This window comes from Bradyrhizobium sp. UFLA05-89 (assembly GCF_059803475.1).
On sequence record NZ_JBANBA010000005.1, the window covers coordinates 147061 to 163701 of the forward strand.

Sequence of the window (16641 nt, forward strand, 5' to 3'; positions counted from 1 at the left end):
CTCTCAGCCCGCGACGTTGGCCTCAGCCGCGGCTTGTCCCGGCTGCCGCTCTTCGTGCCAGAACCAGACGGTAACCGCACGGGTGCGGCCGCGAACCTGCGTCTGCAACGGTCCCGTCAGAATGCCATGGGGATCACCGTGGAAGTCGGCCGCATCCAGCAGCGTATCGCTGAACGCGAGCCGCGCATCGTGCTGGGCGGCGACCTCCATCAACCGGTTCGCCACGTTGACGTTGTCGCCCGTCGCGGTGATGTGCTGGTGGCTTCCGCCGAGACGCGAGGCGACTATGGGGCCGAAATGCGCGCCGATCTTAAAGCCGAGCTGATCCCTGTATGGTGCCGGCAGCGATGCCCTCCAGCTTTCCACAACGCGGTGCAGGTCGATCGAGCATTTCACGGCACGGGCTGCGTCGTCGGGCGCTGCGCGCGGCAGGCCGAACAGGATCATGGCGCCGTCGCCGAGAAATCCGGTGATCATTCCACCGGACGAGACCGCCGTCTTGTCGACCAGCGCATGAAACGACTTGAGCAGGTCGCGAAGTGTGTCCGGGTCGAGCCGTTCGCTGAGCGCGGTGAAGCCGGAGAGGTCGATGAAGACGACGGCGGCATTCTGATGGACCGGCTCGCTCAGGAAATCGGGATCGCGCGCCAGCCACTCCTGCACGGCGGGCGCCTGGAATTGTGCCAGCGATCTGCTTCTTGCCGTCAGGTACTGCGTTCTGCGGCTCCCCGCCCATAATTGCACGCCGGCAAAGATTGCAACCGGCGGCACCGCGGCCGCGAGCGTGGTTGCGGCGTTGAGCCAGATGCCGTGCGTGAACGCGAACAGGTTGAGAGCGGCCCACACCATCACCACCACGGCGGCCGCAATGAGGCCGATCGCACTTCGCCGCCAGGCAAGCAGGCCCACCAGGACCATCGGCAGTAGGATCGCGGCGAATGCGTCGGCGACATGAACCTTGCGGTCGCGCTCGATGCCGTCGCCGGCGACGAGATGCGTGATCGCGGTCGAGACGACCTCGACGCCGGGCATCAGGGTATCGAACGGCGTCGGGAAGAAATCGCCGCCGCCGGCGACCGATGCGCCGATCACGACGATCCGGTTCTCGATTGTATCGCGATCGAGCGTGCCGTCGAAAACGTTCTGCGCGCTGAGCGTGCGGATCGTGCGGCGCGGGCCGTAATAGGTGATCGGTAGCGAAAAGTCGGTGTCGGTCGGGATCGTACGATCGCCGAGCATGAGATGATCAGGGGCAATCGTCAGCGGCTGGCCGAGCGCGCGGCTCGCCACACGCAGCGGAAACGACAGCTCCACCTTGTCGCCCGTCCGGAACAGCATCGGGACCGAGAGCGGGGAGCCGGACTGCCCCGTCGCAACGTTGACGATGCCGACCTCGGCGTGATCGGCGAAGGCGGGTAGCGGCAGCAGGAAACGCTCGGCCTGGGGCAGGGCGGCGAGCGGCCCTTCGCTGCTCGTTGCCACGGTATCGCTGGCGGTTGGAAAGATTGCCGCGGCGGCCAGGACGGTGGACGCGGCGGCGAGCGAACGCGCCAGCATGGCATCGCCGAGTCTGGCGCCGGGATCGACCAGCAGGAGGTCGACGGCGATGACCTTCGGCTTGAACTGCGCGATGGCATCGACGACGCGCGCGAGGTCGGCGCGGGGAAGCGGATAGCGGCCGCCGCGCTTCACGACGGTGTCGTCGATCGCAATGATGGTGACGAGATCGGGGGGAGATTGCGGGCCGCGCGCCAGCGTTCGCAAGTCCGTGAGCGTTGCCTCGAGACGATCGAGAAACCGCAGATGGCCGTTCGCGTGAGCGACGTAAATAGTGCCGCCCCACAGCGCGGTGAGGACGAGCGCAAGGAGGATTTGAACGCGTCGGCTACTCATACCCGTCGTTCTGCTGTCACCTATTGTCCGAGCCTCTATCGTCCGAGTCTCTATTGTCCGAGTCTTGCCATCAAGGCGTCGATGCGCGGCTGGCCCCAACGCTTGACCTCCGCCATGCTGGTTGCATCGACGTCGACGCCTTCGCCCGGTCCGAGCACGACGGCCCGCCCGCGCGCCCTGCGGCTGACGCCGACACGTCCGTCGGCGACGAACACGGCCGTCTTGCTGCCGTCGGCGGCATCGACGGCCCATCTCGTGCCGCGCACCGCGGCGATCGCCTGTGGCGTCAGCACCTTGAAGGGATTGCCGCCGGGCTTCTTGGGAACCTCGACCAGCAGCGCCTTGCTGCTCAACTCGACCGAGTCGATATGTCCGTCGCGGTTGGCGTCCTTAAGTTCAAATCTGGCGCCATTTTCCGCAACGATCGTGATGCCGTTGTCGCAGCGCCAGGTCTGCGTTCCCGCCGCCGACGGCGTTGACGTGCAGCCCGCGCCGGCAGGCTGCGCGACAGCCTGTCCGATCAACAAGAACGACGACGCCAGAGCCAAAAATCCGGCGTGTGCGACCCTTCTCATGCCAGCCTCCATTGGCGTGCTCGGCACATTTCAAGGCGATGTTGATACGGTACCGTATCACTCGCAGAGGCTGCTGAAAAGTGCCGCGGTTGGACCTATTTTGCCGCGGGGCTCTTTTCCAGGCGAGGCGTGATCAACTCTCGGTCAGCGCGCGGTGTCGCGTGAGCGCCCGGGGGCGCGATGTGAATGGTGTCGGCTGGCGCATCGCGTCTTGCACCGAAGGAGTCCGCCAGCCTCGCGCAACGCTCCGTTGCTATGATCCGCCGGCGTTCGAGATCACGAAAAGGCCGTGGTTGGATGCGTCATGAGGTGCGGCCGGAGGGGGCAGGTCATCGCGCCAAACCGGTCGACAAACATGGTTAACAATTTCGACTAAGCCCGTAATTCTGCGGGCTTTTTCCCGAAACGGGACAACCTTTTAAAGGTTGCCCCACATCTGCCCGAACTTAATCCGCATTTAACTAAAAGTCGCCTTAATGACGCTCCGACCCTCTGCGAGATGCAGCTTTCGGACCGTGACCAGTAGCGGCACTTCGAAGGGGGACTGAGTGACACCGTCCTGGACGCAAGGCGAATGAGTACGAGTATCGCTGCGCAAAGTAACGCGGCACGGAAGTCCAAGAAGAATTCTCGGAAGTCTTCCCGGAAAGTGACCATCCAGACGATCGTCGGCGCCGCCGCGATCGGCTGCCTCGTGCTGGGCGCCGGCTGGACCGTCTACAACAACGTCTTCGGTGCGAACGTCTATCCGACCGTTGGCACCGCCGGCTACGACGAGCCCGTGATCAAGCGCGCGCCGAAGGTCGCGCTGCGCGAGGCTGGCGAAGCGGTGAAGGAAGTTTTTGCGATGCTGCCCGATCGCGGGCAGGTGGTCACGCCGATCACGCGCGAAATGTTCAACGAGCGTTTTGCCGCCGCAGCCCCGCAGGGCGTGGAGTCGAATGCGGCGAGCGCCGTACCGCAGGCTCCCGCGACGAAAATTGCCGACGCCAAGGAGGCTGCGAAGCCTGTCGCGCCTGTGAAGGTTGCGGAAGCGCCGAAGGCGCAAGGCCCCGCCAAGATCGCAGACGCCGCGAAGGCCAAGCGCGGCGCAGATGTGCCGGTGCAGGTTGCCTCGGCCGAGCCGGCCGAGACCGCCCGCGTGCCAGAGGCAAAGCCCACGAAATCTTTCGCCGATCGCGCGAAGGCGGCGGTGATGGCGATCACCGGACCGCGGCAGTCGATGGTCGAGAAGCTCTGGGGCAAGCGCGAGCCGTCGGGCGGCTTGCTGGCTTACGCTTCAGCCGATGCCAGCGTGACCGCGAGCATCGCGCCGAAAGAGCAGAACCCGATGCTGGGCGGTGCGCCACCCTATGACCGCGACACTGCGGTCTACGACATCACCGCGAAGACGGTGTATCTGCCCGACGGCACCAAGCTCGAGGCGCATTCCGGCCTCGGCTCCAATCTCGACGACCCGCGCTCCTCACGCGTCCGCATGCGCGGCGTGACACCGCCGCACATCTACAACCTGAAGCCGCGCGAGGCGCTGTTCCACGGCGTGCCCGCGTTGCGGCTGACGCCGATCGGCGGCGAAAACGCGATCTACGGCCGCGACGGCCTGCTCGCGCACACCTTCATGCTCGGACCGAACGGCGATTCCAACGGCTGCGTGTCGTTCCGCGACTACTCCGCCTTCCTCGACGCCTACCGCAACAAGGGCATCCGCAAGCTCGCCGTGCTCGCGCGAGTGGAGTGACGCGACGCGTTAAGCCGCTGCCGTCTTGCGCAGCGCCATTTCCGTCGCAATCGCGTCCCGCACGGCGGGCCGCGCCTGCATGCGGGCGAGATAGTCGGCCAGCGAGGGCCATTGCGCGATGTCGACGCCTGCAGGACGGAGCAGCAGCAAGGCCCAGGTGAGATGCGCATCCGCAACGGTGAAGCGGTCACCGACGAGGAATTCGCGCTCGGCGAGATGCGTGGCGGGCACCGCTAGTGTCTGTCCGATTCTCGTACGCGGCTTCGCAAGCGACGCGTCGTCCTTGTACCAGAAGGTCGGAAACAGGAATGCCTTGTGGATCTCTGCGCCGATGAAGCTGAGCCACTCCTGCAGGCGATAGCGATCGGGATCACCGGGCCGCGGCGCAAGGTCGAGCTCAGGCTTCAAATCGGCGATATATTGCAGCACCGCCGCGCTCTCGGTCAGTCGTTCGCCGTTCTCCAGGACCAGGACCGGCACGGCGCCTTTCGGCGAAACGCTGTGGAAGTCGCTGCCGTCGTCCACGACCTTCTTGGTCCCGAGATCGACGAGGTGATAGCGCGCCTCGATGCCGGCCTCCATCAGCGCAATACGGCTGGCGAACGAGCAGGCCATTGGCCGGAAGTAGAGCTGCAACATGGGCTGATATGCTCCGTGTTCGGATTTGATCAGATCAGCGCATCGCCGCGCGCGATGACGGCAAAGCGGTCGGACAGTTCGGCGAGTGCAACGTCATGAACGGTTGCGGCGGCGATCGCGCCACCGCGGCCGTCAGGCAGGTCGCGCGTCGCGCAGGCATCCGATGCGATCGTGGTGCGCAGACCGAGATCGAGCGCGGCGCGCGCAGTCGAACTGACGCACATATGGGTCATGAAGCCCGCGAGGACGATGTTCCTGCGTCCGGTCGCGGCAAGCCGCGCTTGCAGGTCAGTGCCGGCAAACGCATTCGGCAGCGCCTTTTCGATCACCGGCTCGGTTGCGAGCGGTGCGAGACTCGCAATGATCGCGCCGCGCTCGGCCTCGCGATCGAACAGGCCGCCCGATCGGCCCTTGTGCGCGATGTGGAAGATCGCCGCACCGCTCTGCCGTGCGCGGGCCAACAGGTGAGCCGCGCGCGCGATGGCCGCCTCCGCATCGGACAGCGCCAGCGGACCTGCGCGATATTCGTTCTGGAGATCGATCAGGACGAGACAGCTCTCGCCGAGCCGGGGCGGGCTCAAATCAGCGCCGGCGAGTTGGAGCAGGGTCTTGGGAGCGGTCATGGTGAGGCTGCCTTTCGGTGACGTCAGCTCGACGAAACCTAGCGCAGCTCTGGCCTGCCATTGTGCAGGAATATTGCAGCAGATGGCTGCAAATTTGCAGGCGCCGCGCCGTGCGTGCTAAATGGCTGCATGAACTGGGATGATCTGCGCATCATTGCGGCCGTGCGGGACGAGGGCACCTATGCCGGTGCCAGCGCACGGCTGCGCATCGATGAGACCACGGTCGGGCGCAGGCTCGCCCGCATCCAGCGCGACCTCGGCGTGCCCCTGTTCGAGGCGGTCGACGGATTGCGCCGGCCGACCCGCCACTGCGAAGCGGTGCTCGAGCACGTCAAGGCCATGGCGGCGCATATCGCCGCAATCGATCGCATCGGCGAGAGCGAGCCCGGCGCCGTCGGCCGTTTGCGCATCGCCTCCACCAATACCGTCGCCGAGGAGCTGCTGGCGTCGCGTGCGCAAGGCTTTCTGCGCGACAATCCGGGGCTGACGCTGCAATTCCTCACCTCGAGCGAGAACGTGAAGTTCTCGCGCTGGCAAGCGGATCTCGCCATTCGCCTGCGCAAGCCAGACAAAGGTGATTTCACGATCTCGAAGCTCACGGACGTGCGCCTGTACTTCTTCGAGCCTGCAAGGCGCAGCAACGGTGATCCGATCGTGTGCGCCTATCCGGACGAGCTCGACGCCATCCCCGAGGCGCAATTCCTGCGCGCGAAGCGGCTGAAGAATGCGCGCTGCGTCACCGACAACATCCGCGTCATGCGCACCCTGATCCAGTCGCATCAGGCGATCGGCGTGCTCCCCGAATATGGCTGCGAGGCGTTGCTCGCCGATCGCAGCCTGCGCGCCACTTTGCTCGCAAGGCGCCGCGACGTCTGGCTGCTGGTGCAAAATCATCTCAAACGCGATCCCGCAACGCGCCTGACGATCGAGTGGGTACGCTCCTGCTTCAGGGATTTCGCGCGGGAATGATTGATCAGCGCTTGACGAAGGTGAAGTTGCAGGGCCGCAGCTCGTTGCGTTTGCCGGTGCCGCGGGTGCGTTCGAATTGCGCGTCGATCGTGTACGCGTAGGCCGAGCCGGGAGCGGCATTGTTGACGGTATAGGCGCTCGGGCCCGTCGTGCCCCGCGCACTCAGCGTGGCCTTTCCATCCGCTGGAATTTGCCCCTCGATGGCCAGCCAGTTCACCTTTCCCTGGTCTGCATCCTCGGCGTGGAACGCTCCGTTCGCGATCGTGGCCGTGAGGCTCCTGGTATAGCCGAGCGCCTTGCCCGCATTCGCACAGCTGACGCTGACGTCCCATTTGCCGTCGAATTCCTTGCTCGCGACAAGCTTCGCGTCGGCTGTCGGGGCGAGCGCGGTTTTCTGTTTCAGGCCGTCGAGGCGCGCCCTCGCGAGATCGGCGAAGCTGCAGCTTGGAAACCGCGCGAGATGGTCTTCGAAGGCTGCGATGGTGCCGATCGCCTCGGCCGCCTTCCAGTGTGCCTCGGCGGCTGCACACGGATCAGGTCGCGGCGCAGCTTGAGGGGCCGCTGGGGCAATCGTCACCGACACTGGTCCGTTCAGATAGAACTTTCCGATGATCGACAGTGAGAGCTCCGGGAGCTGGGTCTTGCCGCTCGTCTCGTAGACGTCGCCGCTGATGTCGCGAAAGATATCGCCGATCTCGTGCGGCTCCTCGATATGCTTCAGGAACGCGGACGTATAGGGGCTGTTGCGGCCGCTTCCGTCCGCGGCCGTCTGCCCGGACTGGGTCGAGAACGACACGATCGTGCCGAGCGGCGCTTCGACTTTCGAAAGCCCGCGTCCGATCGATGCGGCGCGCGTCGCGCCGGCGGAACGCTTCAAGGTTTCGGCCAGCGGATTGTCGCGACAGGAGTCGAGCACCAGGATGCGCAGGTTCCTGGCCTGTTGCAGATCGTTCAGGATGTCATCGACGCGCACGAAGCGCTTCAGGTCTGCTTCGTCGGCGAGCACGGCGTCGATCGGCATCAGGTAGTTGACGCCGTTGTACTGCATCGCATGTCCACTGTAGTAGAACATGGCGACGTCGGCCCTGCCTGCGGCGCGCGCAAAGCGGATGGACAGATCCTGCATGTCGGCCTGGCGCAGGTCGATGCCTTTGATGACCTCGAAGCCGCTGCGCGTGAGCGCGGTCGCAACGTCTTCCGCATCGTGCGATGGATTGGCGAGCTGTGCCGTGTTGGCATAGGCGCCATTGCCGATGACCAGCGCCACCCGTGTCTCCGCCGATGCGGGACCCAGGCCAAGCCAGCAGGCGAGCAGGACGAAGTAAAACCTGCAAAGAGCACTCATGAATGCCCTCGGGGAAAACATCGAAAAATATCTTCCAGATTAACGCATGCTGGGCCGACATCAATGCCGACTCTGTGAAGCCGATCACAGTCGCCCGAGATTTGCGCGGGCAAGGACCGCCGACCAGTTGCTGGATGGCTGAGATCGGCCGCATCGACTCCATACATAGGAGGCCGTGCGTGACTGGTGAAATGGATTCCGGGCTCGCGTCGAGCGCCCCGGAATGACAACCCCAAACAAAAACCCCGGCATCGCTGCCGGGGTTTCGCATTTCGTGGTTTGCCTGAAACGGCTGGATCAGAAGTCCATGCCGCCCATGCCGCCGCCCGGGGGCATGGCGGGGCCGGCCGCGGCCTTCTTCGGCAGCTCGGCGACCATGGCCTCTGTGGTGATCAGCAGCGCCGCCACGGAGGAGGCGTTCTGGATCGCGGTGCGCACGACCTTGGTCGGGTCGATGATGCCCTTGGTGACGAGGTTGCCGTACTCGCCGGTCTGCGAGTCGAAGCCGTAGGCGTACTGATCCTTCTCGAGGATCTTGCCGACGATCACCGAGCCGTCTTCACCGGCGTTGATCGCGATCTGGCGAGCGGGCCAGGACAGCGCCTTGCGCACGATCTCGACGCCGGTCTTCTGGTCGTCGTTCTTGGTGCGAAGGTTCTTGAGCTGCTCGGTGGCACGGAGCAGGGCGACGCCGCCGCCCGGAACGATGCCTTCCTCGACCGCCGCGCGGGTCGCATGCATCGCGTCATCAACGCGATCCTTGCGCTCCTTGACCTCGACCTCGGTCGCGCCGCCGACGCGGATCACCGCGACGCCGCCCGCGAGCTTGGCGAGACGCTCCTGGAGTTTCTCGCGGTCGTAGTCCGAGGTGGTCTCCTCGATCTGCGCCTTGATCTGGGCCACGCGCGCCTCGATGTCGGCCTTCTTGCCGGCGCCGTTGACGATCGTGGTGTTCTCCTTGTCGATCATCACCTTCTTGGCGCGACCGAGCATGTTGAGCGTGACGTTCTCGAGCTTGATGCCGAGATCTTCCGAGATCGCCTGGCCGCCGGTCAGGATCGCGATGTCCTGCAGCATGGCCTTGCGGCGATCGCCGAAGCCCGGAGCCTTGACGGCCGCGACCTTCAGGCCGCCGCGCAGACGGTTCACGACGAGCGTGGCGAGCGCCTCGCCCTCGACGTCCTCGGCGACGATGATCAGCGGCTTGCCGGTCTGCACCACGGCCTCGAGCAGCGGCAGCAGCTCGTTCAGCGAGGAGAGCTTCTTCTCGTTGATGAGGATGTAGGCGTCGTCCATTTCAACGCGCATCTTGTCGGCGTTGGTGACGAAGTAGGGCGAGATGTAGCCGCGGTCGAATTGCATGCCCTCGACGACGTCGAGCTCGGTCTCGAGCGACTTCGCTTCCTCGACGGTGATGACACCCTCGTTGCCGACCTTCTTCATGGCGTCGGCGAGGAACTTGCCGATCTCCGCGTCGCCGTTGGCCGAAATCGTGCCGACCTGGGCGATCTCTTCGTTGGAGGTGACCTTCTTGGAGTTCTTCTGGAGGTCCGCGACGACGGCGTCGACGGCGAGGTCGATACCGCGCTTGAGGTCCATCGGGTTCATGCCGGCGGCAACCGCCTTGGCGCCTTCACGGACGATCGCAGCCGCGAGCACGGTCGCGGTGGTGGTGCCGTCACCGGCCGCATCAGCGGACTTGGAGGCGACTTCGCGCACCATCTGGGCGCCCATGTTCTCGAACTTGTCGTCGAGCTCGATCTCCTTGGCGACGGTGACGCCGTCCTTGGTGATGCGGGGGGCGCCGAACGACTTGTCGAGGACGACGTTGCGGCCCTTCGGGCCGAGCGTGACCTTCACGGCGTTGGCGAGGATGTCGACGCCGCGCAGCATGCGGTCGCGGGCGTCAACGCCGAATTTCACTTCTTTGGCTGACATATTGGTTTCCCTGAGTTGTCTTGGTCTCATCTCACCCTTGGCGAGGCGCCCGGCAGGCGCTCCTCAGGGGTGAGCGGTGCGAGCGGTTGAATTAGGCGGCCTTCTTCTTCGAAGCGGGAGCTTCGAGCACGCCCATGATGTCGCTTTCCTTCATGATCAACAGGTCCTGGCCGTCGATCTTGACCTCGGTGCCCGACCACTTGCCGAACAGCACGCGGTCGCCGACCTGGACGTCGATCGGGATCAGCTTGCCGCTCTCGTCGCGGCCGCCGGGGCCGACGGCGATCACTTCGCCCTGGGAGGGCTTTTCCTTGGCCGTATCGGGAATGATGATGCCGCCAGCGGTCTTCTCTTCTGCGTCGATGCGCTTGACCACGACGCGGTCGTGAAGCGGACGGAATTTCATGCAGTCCTCCTAAGCATTTGCACGAGATGGAGATTTTTGGGTTGTTAGCAGTCGATGCCCACGAGTGCTACGCAGGCGAAATGGAGATAGGACAGGTTTTTTACGGGAGCAAGGGCTTCTAGCAGAAAAATCAGCACTCAGAAGGCCTGTCTGCCAAAATCATTTTCCATCGTTAACCGGGCCCGCCCGGCTATTAGCAGGCATCGCGATCTGCTGCTAAAGCATTGAATTTCAACAACTTGTCAAACTTTTGGGCTTGAGATCGGTTGGCAGTATGCGTCACATTTCTCTCATGTGAGCGCATCTCCACCGGGTGGCTCTTTGGGGCAGTCCGAGTAAGCCACCCCTTGAATATGCGCTCCTGCAAAGGAGGCTGGCATGGGCTTGCGGGTTGGGGGTGTTTCCGACGACTTCCGGAGACAATTGCTGGGTTACGGGCTGACGACGGCGCAGATTCTGTATCGGATGCCGGATCATCCCTCGCTGCTCCAGACCTACATCTGGCAGAACTACGATCTGTTCCCGAAATTCCCGGCGCTGACGGATTTCCTCGCCTTCTGGGAGGAGAAGCTCGACGGTCCGCTCTATTCGGTGACGGTGGCGCACTCCAAGCTGATCAAGCCCGCCGAACTGCGCGCGGTCGACGGCGTGTTCAGGCTGAACTGAACGGCGCCGCAGAGTTGTAGGTCGGAGCTGTAGGGTGTGCAAAGGCGCGAATGCGCCGTGCCCACCATCACTCCGCGGTTGCGCTCGTGAGCGGTGGGCACGCTTCGCTTTGCTCACCCTACGATTTCGAAATTCTGTGCTAGCTTTTGCCTCCAGAACAAGAACGGGAGGAGACAATGGCCAAGCGGAAGGTGACCTCGCGCAGCGCGGCGCAATCAGCGGTGAAAAAGAAGTGGCACGGCCACAAGGTCGCCGCGCGGTCGTCAGCACGCAAAGCGGTGAAGACGAAAGCTCGCACAACGCCAGCCAAAACGCGCACCCGGCCCAAGCAGCACATCGCCGTCAGCCATCATCGTGAGGAGGATTTCAAAGCCGACGGCCTGCGCGCCTACGCGCAGTACCGCGATCTCGGCATTGCTGCGGCAACGCACGGTCTCGTCCAAGCCCACGTCATCCGCCTGCTGCCGCCTTGCAATCCGGCCGAGGTGTCAAAGCTCCACTATCACGACGTCGAATTCCAGATGGTCTACGTGCTCAAGGGCTGGGTGAAGACCTACCTGGACGGCCAGGGCGAGACGCTGATGAAGCAAGGCAGCGCCTGGACCCAGCCGCCGAAGATCAAGCACATGATCCTCGACTATTCCGACGACGTCGAACTGCTGGAGATCATCCTGCCGGCCGAGTTCAAGACGGTCGAGATCACGGCGTAAGCGTGCTAGGAATTCCGCCGTCATTGCGAGCGAAGCGAAGCAATCCAGAAATGTCTCCGCGGATGCACTCTGGATCGGTTCGTCGCGGAGCCTGTCATCCGGCCCGCCGGAGGCGGGACCGGGTGGCTCCGCGCAATGACGGTGCCTACGTCAACACCCCCACGATCGCGCCTATCAAACACGTCGTCAGCGTCCCCGACACGATCGACTTCAGCCCGAGCGCGTTGATCTCATCGCGCCGGTCCGGAGCCATGACGCCGAGGCCGCCGATCATGATGCCGAGGCTCGCGAAATTGGCGAAGCCGCACATCGCGTAGAGCATGATCAGGCGCGAGCGCGCATCGAGTGCGTCGGGGGCGAGCTTTGACAGATCGACATAGGCGATCAGCTCGTTGAGCACCGTCTTGGTGCCCATCAGGCTGCCGGCCGTGACGGCCTGATCCCACGGCAGCCCCATCAGCCAGCATACCGGCGCCATCACGAGTCCGAGCAATCGTTGCAGCGAGATTGCGGTGCCGCCGATGTTCGGCAGCAGCCCGAGCACCGCGTTGACCAGATAAACCAGCGCCACCAGCACGATCAGCATGGCGACGATGTTGAGCAGCAACTCGAGCCCTGCGGAGGTGCCCTTGACGATCGCATCCATCGTGCCGGAGGCGTGCATGTCAGGGTCTTCCAGCGAGCCACCGGTGAGCCGGTCGCTGGTCTCCGGCACCATGATCAGGCTGATCAGGATCGCCGCCGGCGCGCCGAGCACCGAGGCGATGACGAAATGCGCGGCCGCATCCGGGATCAGCGGCGCAAGCAGCGTCGCGTAGAGCACCAGCACCGTGCCGGCAATGCCGGCCATGCCGCCGGTCATCACCAGGAACAATTCGCTGCGGGTCATCTGCACCAGGTACGGCCGCACGAACAGCGGCGCTTCCACCATGCCGAGGAAGATGTTCGCCGCGGTCGACAGTCCGACCGCGCCGCCGACGCCCAGGGTGCGCTCGAGCAACCACGCCATGCCGCGAACGATCGGGGGCAGCACGCGCCAATAGAACAGCAGCGTCGTCAGCACGCTCATCACCAGCACGATCGGCAGCGCCTGGAAGGCAAGGATGAAATCGGCACCGGGTGCCTTGAGGTCGTAGGGCAGGGGGCCGCCGCCGACATAGCCGAACACGAACGACGTGCCGGCGCGCGAGGCCGCCGAAATCGCGCCGACCGCGTCGTTGATGGCGCCGAAGGCATGCGCGACGAACGGCAGCTTGAGCAGGACGATCGCAGTGAGGAAGGTGACGACGAGGCTGATTCCCGCCTGACGCAGCGAGACCGCGCGACGGTTCTCCGCCAGCGCCCAGGCGATCAACAGCAATGCGAAAATGCCGAGTGCTGATTGCAGTCGCAGCATGATGTCCCCAATCCCGCAATGATTATGGCAGCCGGGCCGATGCAAAGGCAATGCCGGGGCGCACCGGGCTCGACCGGCTGTTGACAAGACTTCCGGCCTCAGTCACGGCTCAGCGTCAACACCATTCGCGCGCGGCCACGGGCCTCGCCGAAAGAGAGCAGCTTCAAGAGCAGCCAATGTCCGCGAACCCGCCGGTCAGTGCCGGCGAACTCCTCAAGCACCCGCCATTCCTGTTTTTTCTGCTCTCGCGCAGCCTGTCGCGCTTTTCCAGCCAGATCGCGGCGGTCGCGATCGGTTGGCAAATCTACGATCTCACGGGAAGCGCCTTCGCGCTGGGCATGGTCGGGCTGGTGCAGTTCCTCCCCACAGCGCTGCTGGTGTTCGTCGCAGGCCACGCCGCCGACCGCTTCGAGCGCAAGCGCGTCGTCCAGCTCTGCCAGCTCGCGGAAGCCGCGACCGCGCTCTATCTCGCCGCGACCACCTATCTTGGCGCCATCGGCGAGGTGCAGATCTTCGTCGCCACCTTCGCGCTCGGCATCGCCGGCGCGTTCGAAAGTCCGACCACCGCGGCGCTGCTGCCGTTGATCGCACCGCAGGGCTCGCTCCAGCGGGCAACTGCGATTGCCAGCGGCGCGGCGCAGGTCGCGACCATCACCGGGCCGGCGCTCGGCGGCTTCGCCTACGCGGTCGCGCCGCACTTCGCCTATGGCGTGATGGTGGTGTTCTGGATTCTTGGCATGATCTTCACGGGCATGATCCAGCCGGGCCCGCAGGCGATCGCCAAGGACGCCGCGGACGACGACATCTACGCGGGCGTCCGCTTCATCCGCGGCAATCCGGCGATCCTCGGCACTATCTCGCTCGACCTGTTCGCGGTGCTGTTTGGCGGCGTCACCGCGCTGTTGCCGATCTATGCCCGCGATATTCTCCAGACCGGCCCTCTTGGTCTCGGCGTCCTGCGCGCCGCGCCTGCGGTCGGTGCGCTCTTGATGACCATGGTGCTGGCGCGCCATGCCATTTCGCGCCACGTCGGCATCAGGATGTTTCAGGCCGTGATCGTGTTCGGCATCGCCACCGTGGTGTTTGCGCTGTCGCAGTGGATGTGGCTGTCGGTGCTGGCGCTCGCGGTGTTGGGCGCCGCCGATACGATCAGTGTCGTGATCCGTTTCTCGCTGGTGCAGCTCTCGACGCCAGACGAGATGCGTGGCCGCGTCGGCGCGGTCAACTTCCTTTTCATCAACGCCTCGAACCAGCTCGGGCAGTTCGAGAGCGGGCTCACTGCGGCGCTGTTCGGCGCCATGCCGGCCGCCGTGCTGGGCGGCATCGGCACCATCGCGGTCGCGCTGTTGTGGATGAAGCTGTTTCCGGGCCTGCGAAAGGTGGAGCGGCTGGAGTAAAATAATACCTCTGGCGGCGGCCACGCCTACTGTGCATGGGGTTGTTTTTCGTTTTTTTTGGGCAGAGCCCGACGCTCTCCCCGCAAGCGGGGAGAGCGAAAGAACTTAGCCGCGCCCCACGAACGGCATCTTGGTCGCCATGACCGTCATGAACAGCACGTTGGCGTCCAGCGGCAGGCCGGCCATGTAGGCGACGGCATCGCCGACCGCCTTCGCGTCCATTCGCGGCTCGTGCTTCATCGTGCCATCGGGCTGCATCACGCCGGGGCCGGCGACCATGCGGTCGGTCATGGGGGTTGCGGCATTGCCGATGTCGACCTGGCCGACGGCGATGTCGTAGGCGCGGCCGTCGAGGTTGCTGGCCCTGGTGAGGCCCGTGATCGCGTGCTTGGTCGAGGTGTAGGCGGCCGAGAACGGCCGCGGCGCGTGCGCGGAGATCGAGCCGTTGTTGATGATGCGGCCGCCGCGCGGGTTCTGGTCCTTCATGATGCGGAAGGCGTGCTGGGTGCAGAGGAATGGGCCGGTGAGGTTGGTGTTCACCACCGCCTGCCACTGCTCGAGGCTGAGATCCTCGAAGTTCACCGGAGGGGCGCCCATGCCGGCATTGTTGAAGAGCACATCGAGGCGCCCATAGGTCTCCGAGACCTTGGCGAACAGCGCGGCGATCGAGCCGGGATTGGTCATATCGGCGGAGACGCAGAGGCTCTTTCCGGCAGGTCCAAGCTTTGCGGTGTCCTCAAGCATCTCGAGCCGGCGGCCGGCCAGCACCACGGTGAAACCGGCGTTCATCAGCGCCAGTGCGGCTGCGCGTCCGACACCGGTGCCGGCGCCGGTCACCACTGCGATCTTTTTCGCTTCGCTCATCGTTTCCTGCCTTTTCTTCTCTGTCAGGTTTTGGATTCTTTGTCGTTCTTGTAGGGCGGCCGCGGAATGTTTTGATGCGCCGCGCGTAAGGCCGCCGACCAGCGCGAGCGCAGGTCGTGGAAATAGGGCTCGCCCGCCTCGATGCGATGGTTGAGATCGGCCTCGCAGACATCCGTGCGTGCGACCAGAACGTCGATCGGGAGCCCCACGCCGAGGTTGGAACGCATGGTCGAATCCATCGAGATCAGGCCGGTCTTCAGTGCCTCATAGAGCTCGACGTCGTAATGCATGGCGCGGTCGAGCACCGGCTTGCCGTATTTGTGCTCGCCGATCTGCAGGTAAGGCGTGTCGGTGGTGCATTCGATGAAGTTGCCGGCCGGGTAGACCATGAACAGCCGCATCCGCGAGCCCTTGATCTGGCCGCCGAACAGGAACGAGACGTCGAAATTGATGTCTTCGGCCTTGAGCGGTGCAGCCTCGGTCAAATGCACAGCGCGGATGGCGCGGCCGATACGCTGCGTCGCCTGGAACATCGTCGGCGCGTTCATCAGCGTTTCGATGTCGCCGGTGTCGGGGTCCTCGAGACCCTCGGTGAGCGTCGACAGCACCGACTGGCTGATTGCAAGGTTGCCGGCGCTCGCAATCGCCATGATGCGGTCGCCGGGCTTGGAGAAGATGTGCAGCTTGCGGAAGGTCGAGACGTTGTCCAGCCCCGCATTGGTCCGGGTGTCGGCGATCATGACCAGACCTTCCCGAACCAGGATTCCGCAGCAATAGGTCATTTCAGTCCTCGAACGCGAACAGTTGCGCAAGACTAGTAGCCAATTTCGCGTGGCCCTCCAACCCCATTTCCCCCGGGGCCGCCGGCCCCGTGAAACCTTTCCTTGGTGCGCGCCGTACCGACCCGCTAGAAGGCAAGGGGAAGGGATGAGGAGGGGGAGATGAGAAAGCTGGTGATCGGCAGCCTGATCGCGGCTGCGCTGGGCATGACGAGCTCTGCGGCCATGGCCGGCCCATGGGAAGACGGTATGGCCGCCTATAACCGCGGCGACTATGTCCCGGCGATCCAGGTGTTCCGCGGCATGGCGAAGGCCGGCAATGCGAAGGCGCAAGGCATGCTGGGCGCGATGTATCAGCGCGGGCAGGGCGTGGCGAAGAGCTCGGCGCACGCCTTCATGTGGCTGAGCCTCGCTGCCTCCCGCGGCGATGCCAAGGCCAAGGCGGAGCTCAAGACCGTCTCGGCGACGATGACGACGCAAGACATGGCTCGCGCGAACGAGATGTTGCAGGCCTGCGAAGCATCGGACTACAGGAATTGCGAGTATTAGCACTACTTTGGCAGAATCGGTCTGCGCCAGTGTTTTTCAAGGAGTCGTTTTCGGCAGTGTGGACACCGTTGAGACGACGGCCGAAGGATGAGATCGACGATGGCGTGACGTACGGCGGGCATGGTTGGCTGAGGCGGAGGTCCGTTGATTCTTT

At 64.5% G+C, this 16641-nt stretch carries 16 protein-coding genes; 6 read left to right on the plus strand and 10 right to left on the minus strand.

The genetic code is table 11. The features are described 5' to 3' along the window. Positions 1–3 precede the first annotated feature (3 nt). Positions 4–1893, minus strand: coding sequence for a CHASE2 domain-containing protein (locus SO139_RS04815; RefSeq protein ID WP_498539740.1), 1890 nt, complete (start codon positions 1891–1893; stop codon positions 4–6). 50 nt (positions 1894–1943) lie between these two features. Continuing rightward, positions 1944–2468 carry a FecR domain-containing protein gene (locus SO139_RS04820; RefSeq protein WP_498539741.1) on the minus strand — a complete coding sequence of 175 codons (525 nt, stop codon included), beginning with the start codon at positions 2466–2468 and terminating at the stop codon, positions 1944–1946. 574 nt (positions 2469–3042) lie between these two features. On the opposite strand from SO139_RS04820, the gene SO139_RS04825 reads away from it, so the two are divergent. Further along, positions 3043–4206 carry a DUF2778 domain-containing protein gene (locus tag SO139_RS04825; protein WP_498539742.1) on the plus strand — a complete coding sequence of 388 codons (1164 nt, stop codon included), beginning with the start codon at positions 3043–3045 and terminating at the stop codon, positions 4204–4206. A gap of 9 nt (positions 4207–4215) precedes the next feature. Here SO139_RS04825 and SO139_RS04830 read toward each other — a convergent pair whose 3' ends face one another. Continuing rightward, positions 4216–4845, minus strand: a complete 630-nt coding sequence (locus tag SO139_RS04830; RefSeq protein WP_498539743.1) for a glutathione binding-like protein — start codon at positions 4843–4845, stop codon at positions 4216–4218. A 29-nt stretch (positions 4846–4874) separates the two neighbouring features. After that, positions 4875–5468, minus strand: coding sequence for a cysteine hydrolase family protein (locus tag SO139_RS04835; RefSeq protein ID WP_498539744.1), 594 nt, complete (start codon positions 5466–5468; stop codon positions 4875–4877). A 129-nt stretch (positions 5469–5597) separates the two neighbouring features. On the opposite strand from SO139_RS04835, the gene SO139_RS04840 reads away from it, so the two are divergent. Continuing rightward, positions 5598–6437, plus strand: coding sequence for a LysR family transcriptional regulator (locus tag SO139_RS04840; RefSeq protein ID WP_498539745.1), 840 nt, complete (start codon positions 5598–5600; stop codon positions 6435–6437). Between the two features lie 4 nt (positions 6438–6441). Here SO139_RS04840 and SO139_RS04845 read toward each other — a convergent pair whose 3' ends face one another. From SO139_RS04845 to groES, 3 genes are all read right to left on the minus strand, one after another. Continuing rightward, the gene (locus SO139_RS04845; protein ID WP_498539746.1) at positions 6442–7782 is read right to left on the minus strand and encodes a caspase family protein; all 1341 of its coding nucleotides are present in this window, start codon (positions 7780–7782) and stop codon (positions 6442–6444) included. Between the two features lie 297 nt (positions 7783–8079). After that, positions 8080–9720 carry a chaperonin GroEL gene (gene groL / locus SO139_RS04850; RefSeq protein WP_474798514.1) on the minus strand — a complete coding sequence of 547 codons (1641 nt, stop codon included), beginning with the start codon at positions 9718–9720 and terminating at the stop codon, positions 8080–8082. Positions 9721–9811: 91 nt separating this feature from the next. Beyond that, complete coding sequence (gene groES / locus SO139_RS04855) at positions 9812–10126, minus strand: co-chaperone GroES (RefSeq protein WP_212407848.1); 315 nt, start codon at positions 10124–10126, stop codon at positions 9812–9814. 378 nt (positions 10127–10504) lie between these two features. On the opposite strand from groES, the gene SO139_RS04860 reads away from it, so the two are divergent. Together SO139_RS04860 and SO139_RS04865 are read left to right on the plus strand one after the other, a co-directional pair. Further along, positions 10505–10792, plus strand: a complete 288-nt coding sequence (locus tag SO139_RS04860) for an usg protein (RefSeq protein WP_449383099.1) — start codon at positions 10505–10507, stop codon at positions 10790–10792. A gap of 176 nt (positions 10793–10968) precedes the next feature. After that, a complete protein-coding gene (locus SO139_RS04865) occupies positions 10969–11502 on the plus strand; it encodes a cupin domain-containing protein (RefSeq protein WP_498539747.1) in 534 nt (177 codons plus the stop codon). Positions 11503–11647: 145 nt separating this feature from the next. Here the strand turns inward: SO139_RS04865 and SO139_RS04870 are convergent, their stop codons facing one another. Next, entirely contained in the window at positions 11648–12898 is a 1251-nt protein-coding gene (locus SO139_RS04870; protein ID WP_449383097.1) for a NupC/NupG family nucleoside CNT transporter, read from the minus strand. A gap of 176 nt (positions 12899–13074) precedes the next feature. On the opposite strand from SO139_RS04870, the gene SO139_RS04875 reads away from it, so the two are divergent. Next, a complete protein-coding gene (locus tag SO139_RS04875; protein ID WP_449383096.1) occupies positions 13075–14295 on the plus strand; it encodes an MFS transporter in 1221 nt (406 codons plus the stop codon). A 105-nt stretch (positions 14296–14400) separates the two neighbouring features. Here the strand turns inward: SO139_RS04875 and SO139_RS04880 are convergent, their stop codons facing one another. Together SO139_RS04880 and SO139_RS04885 are read right to left on the minus strand one after the other, a co-directional pair. Next, positions 14401–15159, minus strand: coding sequence for an SDR family oxidoreductase (locus SO139_RS04880; RefSeq protein ID WP_449383095.1), 759 nt, complete (start codon positions 15157–15159; stop codon positions 14401–14403). 23 nt (positions 15160–15182) lie between these two features. Beyond that, entirely contained in the window at positions 15183–15941 is a 759-nt protein-coding gene (locus SO139_RS04885) for a proteasome-type protease (protein WP_449383094.1), read from the minus strand. 159 nt (positions 15942–16100) lie between these two features. On the opposite strand from SO139_RS04885, the gene SO139_RS04890 reads away from it, so the two are divergent. Beyond that, entirely contained in the window at positions 16101–16487 is a 387-nt protein-coding gene (locus SO139_RS04890; protein ID WP_449383093.1) for an SEL1-like repeat protein, read from the plus strand. Positions 16488–16641 lie beyond the last annotated feature (154 nt).